This is a genomic window from Marinobacter sp. UBA3607 (assembly GCF_002375525.1).
Classification (GTDB): domain Bacteria; phylum Pseudomonadota; class Gammaproteobacteria; order Pseudomonadales; family Oleiphilaceae; genus Marinobacter; species Marinobacter vinifirmus.
Genome location: NZ_DFLY01000003.1, coordinates 49,264 through 65,453, shown reverse-complemented (window position 1 = coordinate 65,453; position 16,190 = coordinate 49,264). Strand labels below are relative to the sequence as shown.

General features: G+C 56.9%; 13 protein-coding genes and 2 tRNA genes. 8 read left to right on the top strand and 7 right to left on the bottom strand.

All coding sequences use genetic code 11. The features are described 5' to 3' along the window. Positions 1–128: 128 nt before the first annotated feature. Positions 129–275: a cytochrome c oxidase subunit CcoM gene (ccoM, locus tag B2589_RS14335; protein WP_286815287.1), complete on the top strand. Its 147-nt coding sequence runs from the start codon at positions 129–131 to the stop codon at positions 273–275. Between the two features lie 33 nt (positions 276–308). On the opposite strand, the gene B2589_RS00545 is transcribed toward ccoM, so the two are convergent. From B2589_RS00545 to B2589_RS00535, 3 genes are all read right to left on the bottom strand, one after another. After that, a tRNA-Glu gene (locus B2589_RS00545) sits at positions 309–384 on the bottom strand. 87 nt (positions 385–471) lie between these two features. Continuing rightward, positions 472–1,374 carry a TIGR01777 family oxidoreductase gene (locus B2589_RS00540; protein ID WP_286815286.1) on the bottom strand — a complete coding sequence of 301 codons (903 nt, stop codon included), beginning with the start codon at positions 1,372–1,374 and terminating at the stop codon, positions 472–474. Positions 1,375–1,403: 29 nt separating this feature from the next. Beyond that, positions 1,404–1,781, bottom strand: a complete 378-nt coding sequence (locus B2589_RS00535; RefSeq protein WP_094625060.1) for a sirohydrochlorin chelatase — start codon at positions 1,779–1,781, stop codon at positions 1,404–1,406. A 93-nt stretch (positions 1,782–1,874) separates the two neighbouring features. On the opposite strand from B2589_RS00535, the gene B2589_RS00530 reads away from it, so the two are divergent. From B2589_RS00530 to B2589_RS00515, 4 genes are all read left to right on the top strand, one after another. Further along, complete coding sequence (locus tag B2589_RS00530; RefSeq protein ID WP_286815285.1) at positions 1,875–2,477, top strand: DUF924 family protein; 603 nt, start codon at positions 1,875–1,877, stop codon at positions 2,475–2,477. Between the two features lie 94 nt (positions 2,478–2,571). Further along, positions 2,572–2,647 (top strand) — tRNA-Gly (locus tag B2589_RS00525). A gap of 128 nt (positions 2,648–2,775) precedes the next feature. Further along, a complete protein-coding gene (locus B2589_RS00520) occupies positions 2,776–3,576 on the top strand; it encodes an MOSC domain-containing protein (protein WP_286815284.1) in 801 nt (266 codons plus the stop codon). Between the two features lie 5 nt (positions 3,577–3,581). Beyond that, on the top strand, positions 3,582–5,510 hold the full coding sequence (locus B2589_RS00515) for an ATP-binding cassette domain-containing protein (protein WP_286815283.1): 1,929 nt from the start codon (positions 3,582–3,584) through the stop codon (positions 5,508–5,510). Positions 5,511–5,531: 21 nt separating this feature from the next. On the opposite strand, the gene B2589_RS00510 is transcribed toward B2589_RS00515, so the two are convergent. Both B2589_RS00510 and B2589_RS00505 read right to left on the bottom strand, forming a co-directional pair. Next, positions 5,532–5,963 carry a universal stress protein gene (locus B2589_RS00510; protein ID WP_022989223.1) on the bottom strand — a complete coding sequence of 144 codons (432 nt, stop codon included), beginning with the start codon at positions 5,961–5,963 and terminating at the stop codon, positions 5,532–5,534. Positions 5,964–6,111: 148 nt separating this feature from the next. Continuing rightward, positions 6,112–6,930 carry a hypothetical protein gene (locus B2589_RS00505; RefSeq protein ID WP_022989224.1) on the bottom strand — a complete coding sequence of 273 codons (819 nt, stop codon included), beginning with the start codon at positions 6,928–6,930 and terminating at the stop codon, positions 6,112–6,114. 326 nt (positions 6,931–7,256) lie between these two features. On the opposite strand from B2589_RS00505, the gene fadB reads away from it, so the two are divergent. The 3 genes from fadB to topA all read left to right on the top strand — a co-directional run bounded on the left by fadB (position 7,257) and on the right by topA (position 13,519). After that, entirely contained in the window at positions 7,257–9,404 is a 2,148-nt protein-coding gene (fadB, locus tag B2589_RS00500; RefSeq protein WP_199457334.1) for a fatty acid oxidation complex subunit alpha FadB, read from the top strand. A 32-nt stretch (positions 9,405–9,436) separates the two neighbouring features. Further along, positions 9,437–10,612: an acetyl-CoA C-acyltransferase FadA gene (fadA, locus tag B2589_RS00495; RefSeq protein ID WP_036219550.1), complete on the top strand. Its 1,176-nt coding sequence runs from the start codon at positions 9,437–9,439 to the stop codon at positions 10,610–10,612. Positions 10,613–10,879: 267 nt separating this feature from the next. Beyond that, positions 10,880–13,519 (top strand): type I DNA topoisomerase, encoded by a 2,640-nt coding sequence (gene topA, locus B2589_RS00490; protein ID WP_094625065.1) that lies wholly within the window; start codon positions 10,880–10,882, stop codon positions 13,517–13,519. 195 nt (positions 13,520–13,714) lie between these two features. Here the strand turns inward: topA and B2589_RS00485 are convergent, their stop codons facing one another. Continuing rightward, positions 13,715–14,584 carry an NAD(P)-dependent oxidoreductase gene (locus tag B2589_RS00485; RefSeq protein ID WP_286815282.1) on the bottom strand — a complete coding sequence of 290 codons (870 nt, stop codon included), beginning with the start codon at positions 14,582–14,584 and terminating at the stop codon, positions 13,715–13,717. Between the two features lie 104 nt (positions 14,585–14,688). Next, on the bottom strand, positions 14,689–15,963 hold the full coding sequence (gltA, locus tag B2589_RS00480) for a citrate synthase (RefSeq protein ID WP_058340543.1): 1,275 nt from the start codon (positions 15,961–15,963) through the stop codon (positions 14,689–14,691). Positions 15,964–16,190 lie beyond the last annotated feature (227 nt).

Below are 16,190 nucleotides of genomic sequence, written 5' to 3'. Positions count from 1 at the left end.
AAGAAGTCTCAGTTTGACACTTATTGCAACGGTGTTTCGGGCTTGATGCAGGTCAAGATGGTGTGGGCGGTAGGGGCGTAACCTGAGCTTAGTCAAGTTCGGAATCAAACAGGAGAACGGCCATGTATATGGACGCTGTAGTAATCGCAGGTATCGTAACAGTGTTGCTGATGATCGGATTTTTCGTAGGCGTTGGTGTCTTCATCATGAAAGATCAGAAGCACCACGGTGCGAAGGGTGTCGCCAAGCATCATCATGGAAGCCATGGCGGATAGCACCTTCGGGTGCTATCAAAGCTTGGGAAAAATTGGCGTCCCCTAGGGGGTTCGAACCCCTGTTGCCGCCGTGAAAGGGCGGAGTCCTAGGCCACTAGACGAAGGGGACGCAACGTTTTCAAAAGCTTGCCTCGTCGAGGTGGCGCGTATATTAAGTAAGGGCCTTGGGCCTGTCAACGCTTTTTTTCAAAAAAATTCACTTCACGCCTTCTTGCAGGGCATCCGCTAACTCCGGGTACTTGAACCGGAATCCTTCTTTTTCCAGTCTTGCCGGAACCGCTCGTTGGCCGGTGAGCAACAGCCGGGCCATTTCCCCCAGCATCAACTGTAATGCGAATGCAGGTGCAGGCAGTATCGCGGGCCGGCTCAGCACCCGTGCCAGCCCCTTGGTAAATTCGGCATTTGTTACAGGTGCAGGGCTGACTACATTATAGGGGCCGTGAGCCTGTTCGTTTTCCAGCATCCAGATCAGGGCGGCGACAACGTCGTCTCTGTGCACCCAGGGCATATACTGGAGACCGCTTCCAAGCTTACCGCCCAGCCCCAGTTTGAAGGGCAGCAGCATTCGCTGCAGGAAACCTCCACCGGGGCCGGCCACCACGCCTGTACGGGACAGGCATACCCGTACACCGAGTTTCTCCGCCTCCAGAGCTGCCTGCTCCCAATCGCGGCAAAGCTCGTGGGTAAACTCGATATTGGGTGAGGTCTCTTCGGTAACTAATTGATCGCCCTGGTTTCCGTACACACCTACAGCAGAGCCGGATACGAGTACCCCGGGTTTGGTCGCCCAGCTTTCCATGGCGCTGACCAGATCATGGGTCAGTGCGATGCGGCTGTCCCTGAGGGCTTGTTTTCGTTTATCAGACCAGCGCTTGTCTGCAATGCCTTCGCCGGCCAGGTTGATGACCGCATCAAAGCCGGCGCCACCGGAGGTCTGCCCAAGGTCGCCAATTACCTGAACGGGGCCACAAAGTTCCTTGACGATGTTGGGCGCCTGTCGGCTCAGCACTGTCAGTGACCAGCCCCGGCTGGCCAGTTCCTGGCAAAGAACCTGGCCAATGAAGCCGGTACCGCCGGTTATCAGAATTCGCTTTTCCATGTCTGCTTCCCTCCATGCAAACCGGGTGGTCAGACTGCAGCGCGGCCCAGTTCGTCCTGGACAACATCCCGGATGGCTTCACCCAGGTGCGGGTTCTGTCCAATAGGGTCTGCCAGCCGGATCTCTACACCATGCTGTTTCTCGAGCTCTTCAATCATGGCCGGGACGTCTTTGCGTAAATGCCGGCCCGCAGCCAGGAACAACGGAACGATGGTAAAGCTGGTGGCGCCGCTTTCCTTGCCCCGGGCAACAATCGTCTCCAGGGAAGGCTCGGCCAGCTCCATATAGGCAATGGACGAGTCTTCGACTGACTCGAGGGTAGGCTTGGCCAGTTGTTCAAAGGTATCGCACCAGCGCTGGTCGCTGCTGCCGTGAGCCAGCAGGATAATGCGGTGAGGATTTGCCATGAGGTCTCCGGAATGATCAGATGGATTGGCTGATACGTAATGACTGCAAAGTTATACGATACTGTTGCCCTAAATGTATCAGGGAGTGGTTGAATGTTCGATTGGAAAGAGCTTTTGGATTACTGGTTTGGCCCCCTGGATGACCAGGGCCTGCCGGATGCATTTCATCGTAACCGCTGGTTCCGGTCTGACAGAAAGTTTGACCAGGAGATTCGCCGCCGCTTTTTGTCCCTGGTTTTGTTTGCCTCCGAGGAGGGGCTGGAGCACTGGCGTACAGCTGCCGGCGGTGCCCTGGCGGAAATCCTGTTGCTGGACCAGTTTACCCGGAATATCTTCCGGGGCGCTGCGCTGGCTTTCGAGCACGATCGCCTGGCCAGGCAATTGTGCCGGCGGGCGATGGACCAGGGCCAGGATGTTCAGTTACCGGCGGTTCAACGCGCCTTTCTGTATATGCCGTTACAGCACTCCGAGAAGATCAAGGACCAGGAATTGTCGGTGGAGTGCTATCGGCAGTTGGCGGCAAGCCACAACGGCTTGCTGGGAGATTTTCTTGAGAGCTTCCTGCAGTCAGCCCGGGACCATCACGACATCATTGCCCGGTTTGGCCGCTTTCCCCACCGTAACCGTGCCCTCGGGCGTAAATCTACGAAGCAGGAGCTGGAATATCTGGAGGGAGGGCGGAGGTTTGGCCAATAATCCGCTTTCATAATTTCTTAAAAAAACTGTTGACGCGCTGCGATCGATCAGTAGAATACGCAGCCGTTGAGAGGCAACGCCCTCACAAAGATCTGCGGGAATAGCTCAGTTGGTAGAGCACAACCTTGCCAAGGTTGGGGTCGCGAGTTCGAATCTCGTTTCCCGCTCCAGATTCCAAAAAACCCGACCCCAGTGTCGGGTTTTTTGCTTTCAGGCTCCGGATAACTCCCCTTTCTATTGTCTGTGTCAGCTATACTCGGCATCCTCATTTTTAAACTGATCTGTGCGAGCGCTCAAGATGAAGGTGCAGTCACTTTACCTGTATCCCGTAAAATCCCTGGCAGGCGTTGAAGTTCCAGGTTTTGAGCTGGACGATTTCGGCCCGAAAGGGGATCGCCGCTGGATGATCGTGGACGATCAGAACCGGTTTGTAACCCAGCGGCAGGTGCCAAGGCTTGCCCTGGTCAGTGCGGTGATGAGCGATGATGCGGTAGAGGTGCAGATTCCGGATCAGGGGCGTTTTTCCCTGGTGCCGCAGGAGGAGGAGCAGGTTCGGGTCGTGGTCTGGCGTGATACCGTCGATGCCCTGATGGGTGACCCTGCAGCAAGTGCGGCGTTAAGTGAGTTCTGTGGTGTCCCGCTTCGCTTTGTCTATATGCCCGATTCCAGTTTTCGCCGGGTCGATTCGGAGCGGGTCGCCGATAACCGGCGTGTGGGCTTTGCCGACGGCTTTCCGTTTCTGCTCGCCAACCAGGGGTCACTGGATGAGCTGAATACCCGCCTGACGCAGCCGGTATCCATGACACGGTTCCGGCCCAATATTGTCATACAGGGCGTGCCGGCATGGGCCGAGGATAACTGGCGATCGCTGGTGATCGGGACTGTAGGATTTCAGGTCGTCAAACCCTGTTCCCGATGCGTTCTGACAACCGTAGATCCCGAAACGGGCATCAAAGATGCCGGAACCGAGCCTCTGAAAACGCTCTCTACCTATCGTAAAACGCCTGATGGCGTAATCTTCGGCCAGAATGCCATTCATTTGAGTAGTGGCAGAATCTCGGTTGGAGACGGTGTTGCCATTTCCCAACAGGAGTCGTGAACAAGGTGCCCTTACTGAACCTGGATAAAATTTCCCTTTCCTTCGGCATGCATCCCTTGCTGGATGAGGCCTCGCTGACCATCGAACCGGGTGAGCGGGTGTGTCTGTTAGGGAGAAATGGCGAAGGTAAATCGACGCTCCTGAAAATCGTCAGCGGTGATGTTACTCCTGATGGAGGCATTGTACGCCTGGAAGAGGGCTCGGTGCTGGCGGTATTGCCCCAGAACCTGCCGTCTGGCGACACCCGCACCGCCTACGATGTGGTGGCTTCGGCGTTTCCGGAAACCGGCGAGTTGCTGGCGGAGTTTCACTGCTTGTCCCAGCAGGCAGATGAAGCCAGCCTGGACCGGATGATGAAGGTTCAGGAGCGCCTCGAGAGCCTGGATGGCTGGCGCCTGGACCAGAAGGTCACCACGATCCTGGCCCAGTACGGCGTAGATCCGGACCGTACGCTCAATACCTTGTCTGGCGGCTGGCAGCGCCGGGTTTTGCTGGCAAGGGCGTTGGTGGCAGAGCCGGACATCCTGTTACTGGATGAACCAACCAACCATCTTGATGTGCCCGCGATTGCCTGGCTGGAAGAGGCTCTGGGCCAGTTTCGGGGTGCCATGCTGTTTGTCAGCCATGACCGGGCCTTTATCCGGCGCATGGCGACCCGCGTAGTCGAGCTGGACCGGGGGCAGTTGATCAGTTTTGCGGCCAACTATGACAAGTACCTGGAGCTGAAAGAAAAGGCGCTGGAAGATGAAGAGCGCCAGAACGCCTTGTTCGACAAGCGCCTGAAACAGGAAGAGGCGTGGATCCGGCAGGGCATCAAGGCCCGCAGAACCCGCAATATGGGCCGTGTAAGGGCGCTCAGGGCCATGCGGGAAGAACATCGCCAGCGCCGGGTTCGCGGTGGCACTGCCAATTTCTCAGTCGAAGAGGCGGCCCGTTCCGGCAAGCTGGTGGCCGAAGCCCGGCAGGCAGGCTTTGCCTACCCGGGCAGTGAGCCGGTTATCCGGGATATGACGCTGACCATTCTGCGAGGCGACAAGATCGGCCTGGTGGGGGAGAACGGAACCGGCAAGACCACGCTGGTGCGATTGCTGCTGGGTGAGCTTGAGCCTACCGAGGGTAGCATCCGGCTGGGCACCAATCTGCAGGTGGCGTACTTCGATCAGCTGCGGGGTGAGCTGGACCTGGAAAGCAACGCTCTGGATAACCTGGCCGAGGGCCGGGAATTTATCGATATCAACGGCCAAAGCAAACACGTTCTGGGTTACCTGCAGGAGTTCCTGTTCACCCCGGAACGTGCCCGTTCGCCGGTCAGTGTTTTCTCGGGTGGTGAGCGAGCCCGTCTGTTGCTGGCCAAGCTGTTCAGCAAGCCTGCCAACATCCTGGTTCTGGACGAACCAACCAACGACCTGGATGTGGAAACCCTGGAACTGCTTGAAGAACAGCTCTCGGAGTTCAAGGGTACGGTGATTGTGATCAGTCACGACCGGGAATTCCTGGATAACGTGGTCACCGACACCATCTTCCTGGATGGCACCGGTCGGGTGCGCGAGTTTGTTGGCGGTTACAGCGATTGGCGCCGGCAAGGCGGGGTTTTTCCGGCGGAGTCTTCCGGCAGTCGGCCGGACAAACAGGATAAGCGGGAAAAGACTGAGGCAACGACAAAGAAGCCTGAGGCTTCTGCCGCTCCCGCAGCAAAGTCCAAACCGGTGAAACTGAGTTACAAGCTCAAGCTCGAACTGGAGCAGTTACCGGGTAAAATCGAGGCTTTGGAGCAGGAAGTGGCGGAGTTTCAGCAAGCGATCTCCGCGCCGGATTTTTATTCCGGAGATCCGGAGAAGGTTTCGAAGACACTGGAGCAGTTGTCTGACGCAGAAGCCCGCCTTGAGCAGGTCATCGAGCGCTGGATGGAGCTGGAAGAGCAGGCGGGGCAGTAGCAGCCCCGCCATCGCCCATTATCAGTGAATGCGCACTGCCAGAACGTCACATTCTGTGCCGTGCAGCACGCCATTGGCGGTAGAGCCCAACAGCAGCTGGAAACCTTTGCGTCCGTGGCTACCGACAATCACCAGGTCCACTCCCTGTTCCTTCACCAGCCGGTGAATTTCAGATTCCGGACGGCCAACCGTCACAATCTGGCTGTCCTTGGCTACGCCGTATTGCTCGCCATATTGCCCAAGCTGGTCATGGGCGGCCTTGTCCAGCTGATCCTGCAATTCAGAAAGATCCATGGGGATGTCGCCGCCATAGGCATAGCCGACAGGCTCCACAACGTGAACCAGCAACAGCTCCGCCGCCTGTGACTCGGCAATGGACTTGGCTTTGTTAAGGACCTGCGGTGCTTCTTCGGTCAGGTCGATGGCAACCAGAACTTTTTTGTAGGTGGACATGGGGTCTTGCTCCTTCGCGCTGGGAAATGATCCTGAATGACTCTGGATTGTATATCAATCAAGTGTATAGCCATTCTGACCGGCATCAAGCGGAAAGGGAAGTTTTTGGCCGGCGGGCAATGAGTTAACCCGGCCGGCCAGGCAGGAATCAGGCGTTATTGCGGAGCATTACAATGGCGTCGTCCAGACCCTGGATAATGCCTTTGGAGTAACGGTCAATGATAAAGCTGACGTTGTTATCGTTGTAGTTGATGTAGGAACCGCGAATGAACTGCCATTTGGCGGCCACATCATCGAGGGCAGTTTTCAGTTCGCCGGTCGCTGAGCCGGAGCGCGCCTGCGCCAGAAGCTCGTCAAACATCAGCGCCTGCTGGTCGAGCGACACTTCGTTGGCGGCGCCCTGGAACGTCTGGGAGACAGAAGAGTGGGTACGGGCGGCGTATCGGGCCATCATCTGAGCCATCAGCACTGCCGCTGAGCGCGCCGATTCCACTTGCGGGTTGGTTTCGGTTCCGCTGCTTTCCCTGGCGAGGTCGTAAAGCTCTGTGGCGGTATCGTTCATCGACTGCCCCTGGTTGGCCAGTTCGGCCATCAGGCGCAGGTCAGGGTAACCGCGATCCCGTACTTCGTTGATGTTGCTGCGCATCAGGTCCTTGAAGCTGTCGAAGGACCTGTTCAGTTCCTCGACCTGTTCGTCTGAAAGCACGCCACTGTTGCTGCCGACCACAGAGTTCATGGCGTCGTTGGCGCTATTGATTCCAACCACAACACGGTTGAGTAATTCGGTGTCGGAGGTTGCGCTGAAGGCGTAGAAGGCGTCCAGCGCCAGGTAGTTGTTGATGCGGAAATCATGAAGGTCTGCGAGGAACTCGTTACCGGATTCCTGTGCCTTGGCGCCGAATGCGGTAAAGGACAACAGGATCAGGGCAGCCAGAAGTGAGCGGATTCGCAGGTGGGCGTCTTTCATCGGATCAGTCTCCGTAATGCCGTTTTATTATTGTGGACTAAAGTCTCAGCTCGAAGTTAAAGTAACTACGCAGCCTAATCAACTAATTTCCGGCGGTTACCGGTACCACTTCACTTTTTTATCATGAGTTTCTCCGGGTTCCCTGCAGAAACAAATTGACAAACGCTCCGTTTTTTTCCATCGTGTGGCCTCACGATTCAAACGACTGTATGAATTTTGGATCGGAAGATCGGGCAGTGACCGAAATCTCGCTGCACAAACAGCCGGCCCGGCAGTTATTGTCAGCCGGTTGTCAGCAGTTCCAAACACAGACTGGAGATCAGTTGATGATTTACGAAGGTAAAGCCATCACGGTTAAAGAGATCGAAGGCGGGATCGCTCAGTTGAACTTTGACTTGCAGGGCGAGTCAGTCAACAAGTTCAACCGTCTCACCATCGAAGAGCTGGGCGCCGCAGCTGAAGCACTCAAATCCCAGAAGAACCTCAAGGGCCTGGTGGTTACCAGTTCCAAGGACAGCTTTATTGTCGGTGCCGATATCACCGAGTTTACCGAGCTGTTCGCAGGTTCCGAAGAAGCTCTCGTGGCCAACAGCATGAAGGCCAACGAAGTATTCAACGCCATTGAAGACCTGCCGTTCCCGACCGTTACCGCTATTAACGGTATCGCTCTGGGTGGTGGCTTCGAAATGTGCCTTTCCACCGACTACCGGGTTATGGCTCCCAAGGCCAAGGTAGGTCTGCCGGAAGTGAAGCTGGGTATCTTCCCGGGCTTCGGCGGTACTGTTCGCCTGTCCCGCCTGGTGGGTGTGGATAACGCGGTTGAGTGGATTGCCGGTGGTACTGAAAACCGCGCTGATGCCGCTCTGAAAGTGGGCGCTGTTGATGCCGTGGTTGAAGCCGACAAGCTGGTCGACGCAGCCGTTGCCATTATCAATCAGTGCAACGAAGGCAAGCTGGACAACCTGGCGCGCCGTGAAGAGAAGAAAGGCAAGATCAAGCTCAATGCCATGGAAAGCATGATGGCGTTCGAGATTTCCAAGGCGTTCGTGGCCGGCAAGGCTGGCAAGAACTATCCGGCGCCGGTGGAAGCCATCAAGACCATGCAGAAGCATGCCGGCATGACTCGCGACAAGGCGATCGAAGTAGAAGCCAAGGGCTTCGCCAAGATGGCCAAGACCAACGTTGCCGCGTGTCTGGTTGGTCTGTTCCTGAACGACCAGGCCCTGAAGAAGAAAGCCAGTGCCTGGGAAAAAGAAGCCTCTGATGTGAACCTGGCTGCCGTACTGGGCGCCGGTATCATGGGTGGCGGTGTAGCTTTCCAGTCGGCGCTGAAAGGCACCCCGATTGTTATGAAGGACATCAACCAGGACGGCATCAAGCTGGGCCTGAGTGAAGCCAAGAAGCTGCTGTCCAAGCGTGTCGCCAAGGGCAAGATGGACGCTGGCCAGATGGGCGACGTTCTGAACAACATCACGCCGACCCTGAACTACGGTGATTTCAAGAACGTAGACCTGGTTGTTGAAGCGGTTGTTGAAAACCCGAAGGTGAAAGATGCCGTTCTGCGTGAGACCGAAGATGCGGTTCGCGAAGACGCCATCCTGACGTCCAACACCTCTACCATCTCCATCAACCTTCTGGCCAAGAACCTGAAGCGTCCGGAGAACTTCTGCGGCATGCACTTCTTCAACCCGGTACACATGATGCCGCTGGTTGAGGTTATCCGTGGCGAGAAGACCAGTGACCGCGCTATCGCGACCACCGTTGCCTACGCCAAGGCCATGGGCAAGACCCCGATCGTGGTTAACGATTGCCCGGGCTTCCTGGTTAACCGTGTTCTGTTCCCGTACTTCGGCGGCTTTGCTGCGCTGGTGCGTGACGGTGCCGATTTCCAGAAGATCGACAAGGTGATGGAAAAGTTCGGCTGGCCCATGGGCCCGGCCTACCTGCTCGACGTAGTGGGCATGGACACTGCCAAGCACGCCAACGAAGTGATGGCAGACGGCTTCCCGGATCGCATGAAGGCCGACTTCAAGTCTGCCATCGACGTGATGTTCGAGAACGACCGTTACGGCCAGAAGAACGACAAGGGCTTCTATAAGTACGAAGAAGACAAGAAGGGCAAGCCGAAGAAGGTTGTCGACGAAGAGACCTACAAGCTGATCGAGCCTGTGGTTAACGGCAGCAAGGACTTCGACGAAGAAGACATCATCGCCCGTATGATGATTCCTCTGTGCCTGGAAACCGTTCGCTGCCTGGAAGACAACATTGTTGAAGACCCGGCCGATGCAGACATGGGCCTGATCTACGGTATCGGTTTCCCTCCGTTCCGTGGTGGTGCCCTGCGCTACATCGACGACATGGGCGTCGACAAGTTCGTCGAACTGGCAGACAAGTATGCAGATCTTGGCCCGCTGTACGCGCCGACCGAGAAGCTGCGTGAAATGGCCAAGACTGGCAAGAAGTTCTTTGGCTAACCCTAACGAGATTTCCGAACGGAGAAAGATCTATGAGCCTTAATCCGAGAGACGTTGTCGTCGTCGATTGCGTGCGGACTCCGATGGGTCGTGCCAAAAACGGCTGTTTCCGCAACGTTCGCGCCGAGACTCTGTCTGCTGCGCTGATTGAAGCACTGTTTGAGCGCAACCCGAAGCTCGATCCGAAAGAAGTAGAAGACGTAATCTGGGGCTGTGTAAACCAGACTAAAGAGCAGGGCTTTAACGTGGCGCGGCAGATTTCCCTGCTGACCCGTATCCCGCACGAGTCTGCTGCCCAGACCGTTAACCGTCTGTGTGGTTCCGCCATGAGCGCCATCCACACTGCCGCCCAGGCGATTCAGACCGGTAACGGTGACGTGTTCATGGTAGGCGGTGTCGAGCACATGGGCCACGTACCCATGACTGCCGGCTTCGACCACAACCCGGCTGCGTCCAAGTACTCTGCAAAAGCGTCCAACATGATGGGCCTGACTGCAGAAATGCTGGCGAAAATGCACGGTATTACCCGCGAGCAGCAGGATGAGTTCGGTGCCCGTTCCCATCGCCTGGCCCACGAAGCGACTGTTGAAGGCCGCTTCAAGAACGAAATCGTTCCGATTGAAGGCCACGACGAAAACGGCTTTGTGAAGCTGATCGAAGAAGACGAGACCATTCGTCCGGAAACGACCGCTGAGTCCCTGGGCCAGCTGCGTCCGGCGTTTGATCCGAAGAACGGTACCGTAACTGCCGGTACGTCTTCCCAGCTGACCGATGGCGCGGCTGCCATGGTACTGATGTCCGCTGAGCGGGCAGAAGCACTGGGTCTGACCCCGATTGCCAAGATCCGCAGCATGGCTGTTGCTGGCTGTGATCCCGCAATCATGGGCTACGGCCCGGTTCCGGCCACCAAGAAGGCACTGAAGCGTGCAGGCCTGAAAGTTGAAGATATCGACTTCTGGGAACTGAACGAAGCCTTCGCAGGCCAGTCCCTGCCGGTCCTGAAAGACCTGAAACTGCTGGGTGTTATGGAAGAGAAGGTTAACCTGAACGGCGGCGCGATTGCCCTTGGCCATCCGCTGGGCTGCTCCGGTGCCCGTATCTCCACCACACTGCTGAATATCATGCAGGCCAAAGGCGGTAAGCTTGGTGTATCCACCATGTGTATCGGCCTGGGTCAGGGCATTGCCACTGTGTGGGAGCGCCTCTGATCGGTTAGTCCGGATCAGTAACGCTCAATCAGGAGGCCCGGCAATTCGCCGGGCCTTCCTGTTTCAGGGATTGTAAAACGGCCCGGAAATCCCAAAAAACGGTGACTGAAATCAAAGAATGGGTTGTTTTGCCATTCTTGACCCTGTAAAACAGTGAGCCTATACACAATGGCAGCCCCTGTGTTTTCCAGTTGCCTGATTTTTATGCGAGTTTACGGTTCTGTCCAGAACTTGACCGATTGATCGCCAAGGATACAGATCTCCGATATGGGTAAAAGTCTCGTTATTGTCGAGTCTCCAGCGAAAGCGAAGACCATCAACAAGTACCTGGGCTCGGATTTTATTGTTAAGTCCAGTGTTGGCCACATTCGTGACCTGCCAGTCAGTGGCAGTGGTAGCCAGTCAGACCCGAAAGAGCGCGCCAGGCAGGCCGCTGCCACCCGCAAGATGAGCCCGGACGAAAAAGCCGAGCACAAGAAGCGTAAGGCCCGTGAACAGCTGGTTGCCCGCATGGGGGTAAATCCCGATAACGACTGGAGCGCCCGTTACGAGATCCTGCCCGGTAAGGAAAAGGTCGTCAGCGAGCTAAAGCGCCTGGCCAAAAATGCCGACCACATCTATCTGGCAACGGATTTGGACAGGGAAGGGGAAGCCATCGCCTGGCACCTTCAGGAGACCATTGGCGGCGAGCCGGAAAAGTATCGCCGCGTGGTGTTCAACGAAATTACCAAGCGGGCCATCCAGGAAGCGTTCAAGGACCCCGGTGAGCTGGATAACAACCGGGTAAATGCCCAGCAGGCGCGCCGGTTCCTGGATCGCGTTGTGGGTTACATGGTTTCGCCGCTGCTCTGGGCCAAGATTGCCCGGGGCCTGTCTGCTGGCCGGGTTCAGTCGGTTGCCGTGCGCCTGATCGTTGAGCGTGAGCGGGAAATCCGCAAGTTCGTGCCGGAGGAATTCTGGCAGCTGCACGCAGACCTGACCGCAGAAGGCACCACCGACCCGGTTCGGTTCGAGGTTACCCGCTACAACGACAAGCCCTACCGTCCGGTTAATGATGTTCAGAGCAAGGAACATGTTGACCGTCTGAAAGCCGGTAGCTTCAAGGTGGCCAAGCGGGAAGACAAGCCAACCCGTTCACGGCCCTCTGCTCCCTTTATTACCTCGACACTGCAGCAGGCGGCGAGCAACCGCATGGGCTTCAGTGTCAAGAAAACCATGATGCTGGCCCAGCGCCTGTACGAGGCGGGCTACATCACCTACATGCGTACAGACTCGACCAACCTGAGCCAGGATGCCGTAACCGGCTGTCGCGAGTTTATTCAGAAACAGTTCGGTGATCGCTACCTGCCTGAGAAGCCCCGCGTGTACGGTAGCAAGGAAGGCGCCCAGGAGGCCCACGAGGCCATCCGGCCTACTGACGTATCCCGCAGGCCTACCGATATCAGTGGCCTGGAAAAGGATGCGGAGAAGCTTTACGACCTGATCTGGCGCCAGTTTATCGCCTGCCAGATGGCGGATGCCGAATTCCTCAGCACCTCCATCGTTGTGGCCAATGGTGACTACGAACTGCGTACCCGTGGTCGCATCGTCAAGTTCGAAGGTTTCCTGAAAGCTGCGCCCCAGTCAGCAAAGAAAGACGAAGACGTAGCGCTGCCAGACATCAAGGTAGATCAGCCCCTGGATCTCAAGAAGCTGGATCCGACCCAGCATTTCACCAAGCCTTCGCCGCGCTATACCGAAGCCAGCCTGGTCAAGGAACTGGAAAAGCAGGGCATTGGCCGTCCTTCTACCTACGCATCCATTATTTCCACCATCCAGGATCGTGGTTACGTGCGGCTTCAGAACCGCCGTTTTTACGCCGAGAAGATGGGCGAGATTGTTACCGAACGGCTGGCAGAATCTTTCCCGAACCTGATGGATTACGATTTTACCGCACGCCTGGAAGGCGAGCTGGACGAGATTGCCGAAGGCGACGTTCAGTGGAAGAAGGTGCTGAACGACTTCTACGCCAAGTTCCGTAACCAGCTCGAAAGTGCGGAAAAGACCGACGGCGGTATGCGGGCCAACACACCCACAGAAACCGATATTCCTTGCCCCAGCTGTGGCCGTAACATGCAGATTCGCGTGGCCAGTACCGGGGTATTCCTGGGTTGTTCCGGCTATTCATTGCCGCCCAAGGAGCGTTGCAAGACCACCATTAACCTGGTGTCTGGCGACGAAGTGGTCAGTGCCGATGAAGACGTGGAAGGTGAAGGCGAAACCCGCCTGCTGCGTATGAAGCGCCGCTGTCCGAAATGCGGCACTGCCATGGACAGCTACCTGATTGATGAAAAGCGCAAGCTGCACGTGTGCGGTAACAACCCCGACTGCTCCGGCTACGAAGTGGAAGAGGGCAGTTTCCGCATCAAGGGCTACGACGGCCCTACGCTGGAATGCGACAAGTGTGGTTCCGAAATGCAGCTGAAAACCGGCCGCTTCGGCAAGTACTTCGGCTGCACCAACAGCGAGTGCAAGAACACCCGCAAACTGCTGAAGAACGGCGAGCCTGCGCCCCCCAAAATGGACCCGGTGCCCATGCCGGAGCTGCAGTGCCAGAAGGTAGACGACACCTACGTGCTGCGTGACGGTGCCTCCGGCCTGTTCCTGGCGGCCAGCAAATTCCCGAAAAACCGGGAAACCCGGCCACCGCTGGTGATGGAGATCAAACCGCACCGCAAGGAAATCGACCCGAAATACGATTACCTGATGGACGCCCCGGAGAAAGACCCCGAGGGTAACCCGACGGTGATCCGCTACAGCCGGAAGTCGAAAGAGCAGTACGTTATGTCGGAACAGGATGGCAAGGCCACCGGCTGGTCCGCCTGGTACGAAAACGGCCGCTGGGTGCCTCGGGACAAGAAGAAGTGATTCTTTTTTGCCACGAAATCCACTAAAAAACACGAAAAAAGAAAACTGATTAGCCACGGACACTCACGGACCCACACGGACAAAAGAGAAAGCTGTTTTTTTACTGCCCGTGAGAGTCCGTGAGTGTCCGTGGCAAAAAAAATCAGTTATCTTTTCTTCACTTTCGTGTTCTTTAGTGGATTTCGTGGCAAATCATTATTTCTTACGAAGCCTCTGAATCAGCGAAGACGTATCCCAGCGGTTTCCGCCCATCTCCTGCACATCTCCGTAGAACTGGTCCACCAGTGCCGTTACCGGCAGTCTGGAGCCGTTTTTGCGGGCTTCTTCGAGGCAGATGCCCAGGTCCTTGCGCATCCAGTCCACCGCAAAGCCGTGGTTGAATTCGCCGTCGATCATGGTTCCGGAGCGGTTTTCCATCTGCCAGGACTGGGCCGCGCCCTTGGAGATCACGTCCACCACCTTGCGCACGTCCAGCTCTGCCTGCTCGGCAAAGTGCAGGGCTTCTGACAGCCCCTGTACCAGCCCCGCAATGGCAATCTGGTTAACCATCTTGGTCTTCTGGCCGCTGCCCACAGGGCCCATCAGGTTCAGGGCCCGGGCGTAGCATTCGAGTACTGGCTTAACCTTGCTGAAATCCTCGGGACTGCCGCCGCACATAATCGTCAGCTGGCCGTTTTCGGCACCCTGCTGGCCGCCGGAAACCGGGGCGTCGATAAAGCCCTGGCCTCGTGCACGGGCCGCCTGTGCCAGTGTCTCGGCAATGCCGGCAGATGCAGTAGTGTGGTCGACCAGTGTGGCTGTGGCCGGAGCGTTGCTGATGATGCCATCCGGGGCGGTGTAGACTTCTTCCAGGTCTTTATCGGCGCCCACGCAGGTCAGTACCACGTCTGCGTTGGCGACCGCATCTGCAATGCTGTCACTGGCTTTCCCCGGATACTGTTCGCCCCACTGACGGGCCTTTTCGCTGGTGCGGTTCCAAACGCTGACGTCATAGCCGGCCCGGGCAAGGTGGCCTGCCATCGGGTAGCCCATTACTCCGAGCCCGATAAACGCGATAGTTGCCATGGTCTGCTCCTGGTTCTTGTCGGATTGGTTGAATTTGTCGTGCCATGATACGAAAAAAGCCGCTGGATTCAGCGGCTTTTTTCTGGGTGAAGCAAGCTTGCAGCTTACTTCTTCGGGTAGTCGCGCTTCGGCGAGCCGGTGTACAGCTGGCGCGGACGGCCGATGCGGTTGGCACCGCTGACCATTTCGTTCCAGTGAGAGAACCAGCCGATGGTGCGGGACATTGCGAAGATCACGGTAAACATGGAAGTCGGAATACCGATGGCCTTCAGAATGATGCCGGAGTAGAAGTCGACGTTCGGGTACAGCTGGCGCTGAACGAAGTATTCGTCTTCCAGGGCAATCTTTTCCAGGCGCTGGGCAATCTTCAGCAGCGGATCGTTTTCCAGACCAAGCTCGCTCAGCACTTCGTGAGCGGTCTGTGCCATTACCTTGGCGCGCGGGTCGAAGTTCTTGTAAACCCGGTGACCAAAGCCCATCAGGCGGAAAGGATCGTCTTTGTCCTTGGCCTTGGCGATGAATTTCTCGATGTTGGACTCGTCGCCGATTTCCGCCAGCATGTCCAGAACCGCTTCGTTTGCACCGCCGTGCGCCGGGCCCCAAAGGGCGGCGATGCCGGAGGCGATACACGCGTACGGGTTGGCGCCGGTGGAGCCCGCCAGGCGTACGGTGGAGGTAGAGGCGTTCTGCTCGTGGTCAGCGTGGAGGATAAAGATCTTGTCCATCGCGTTGGCCAGAACCGGGTTCGGCTTGTAGTCCTCGCAAGGGGTGCCGAACATCATGTACAGGAAGTTCTCGGCGTAGGACAGGTCGTTACGCGGATACATGAACGGCTGGCCCATGGAGTACTTGTAGCACCATGCGGCGATGGTCGGCATCTTGGCGATCAGGCGATGGCCGGTAATCTCGCGCTGCTTGGGATCAGCCACATCCATCTGGTCGTGGTAGAACGCAGACAGGGCACCCACAACGCCGCACATAATGGCCATGGGGTGCGCATCACGGCGGAAGCCGTTGAAGAAGTTGCGCATCTGGTCGTGCAGCATGGTGTGGTTTTTGATGGTGTCGTGGAACTGCTTGTTCTCTTCAGCGCTCGGCAGTTCACCGTTCAGGAGCAGGTAGCAGACCTCGAGGAAGTCGGAATGCTCGGCCAGCTGGTCGATCGGGTAACCCCGGTGCAGCAGGACGCCTTTGGCACCATCGATGTAGGTGATGGCAGATTCGCAGGCTGCGGTAGATACAAAACCCGGGTCGTAAGTGAATACGCCTTCCTGGACGAGGCCGCGTACGTCTATAACGTCAGGGCCGACGGTGCCGGAGTAAACCGGTAGCTCAATGGACTTGTCTCCCACCGAGAGCGTGGCTTTCCTGTCGGTCATGGTGCTCTCCCGTTTGATTAGCTGTGACAGCTGATTTGCATGTGTAGATGCGCCAGAAAGCGCGTATTATCGCAAAACTGGGCGCAAAATATAGGGCGTCAGCTTTTTTTGTCAATGAGCTGGGTGCGAAAAGCACCAAATTAACATCCGGTGTAAATGAGGGATATCCCGAATGACGGCGCTTTTGCCCTGAATTCCGGTTTGTCAATAATCCTTATAGATGGGGC

Bases quoted from the DNA above. Each gene is read 5' to 3' on its own strand.
- fadA (WP_036219550.1), top strand. From the start codon at position 9,437: ATGAGCCTTAATCCGAGAGACGTTGTCGTCGTCGATTGCGTGCGGACT.
- ccoM (WP_286815287.1), top strand. From the start codon at position 129: ATGGACGCTGTAGTAATCGCAGGTATCGTAACAGTGTTGCTGATGATC.
- topA (WP_094625065.1), top strand. From the start codon at position 10,880: ATGGGTAAAAGTCTCGTTATTGTCGAGTCTCCAGCGAAAGCGAAGACC.
- B2589_RS00510 (WP_022989223.1), bottom strand. From the start codon at position 5,963: ATGTCCACCTACAAAAAAGTTCTGGTTGCCATCGACCTGACCGAAGAA.
- fadB (WP_199457334.1), top strand. From the start codon at position 7,257: ATGATTTACGAAGGTAAAGCCATCACGGTTAAAGAGATCGAAGGCGGG.
- B2589_RS00520 (WP_286815284.1), top strand. From the start codon at position 2,776: ATGAAGGTGCAGTCACTTTACCTGTATCCCGTAAAATCCCTGGCAGGC.
- gltA (WP_058340543.1), bottom strand. From the start codon at position 15,963: ATGACCGACAGGAAAGCCACGCTCTCGGTGGGAGACAAGTCCATTGAG.
- B2589_RS00535 (WP_094625060.1), bottom strand. From the start codon at position 1,781: ATGGCAAATCCTCACCGCATTATCCTGCTGGCTCACGGCAGCAGCGAC.
- B2589_RS00505 (WP_022989224.1), bottom strand. From the start codon at position 6,930: ATGAAAGACGCCCACCTGCGAATCCGCTCACTTCTGGCTGCCCTGATC.
- B2589_RS00540 (WP_286815286.1), bottom strand. From the start codon at position 1,374: ATGGAAAAGCGAATTCTGATAACCGGCGGTACCGGCTTCATTGGCCAG.
- B2589_RS00485 (WP_286815282.1), bottom strand. From the start codon at position 14,584: ATGGCAACTATCGCGTTTATCGGGCTCGGAGTAATGGGCTACCCGATG.
- B2589_RS00530 (WP_286815285.1), top strand. From the start codon at position 1,875: ATGTTCGATTGGAAAGAGCTTTTGGATTACTGGTTTGGCCCCCTGGAT.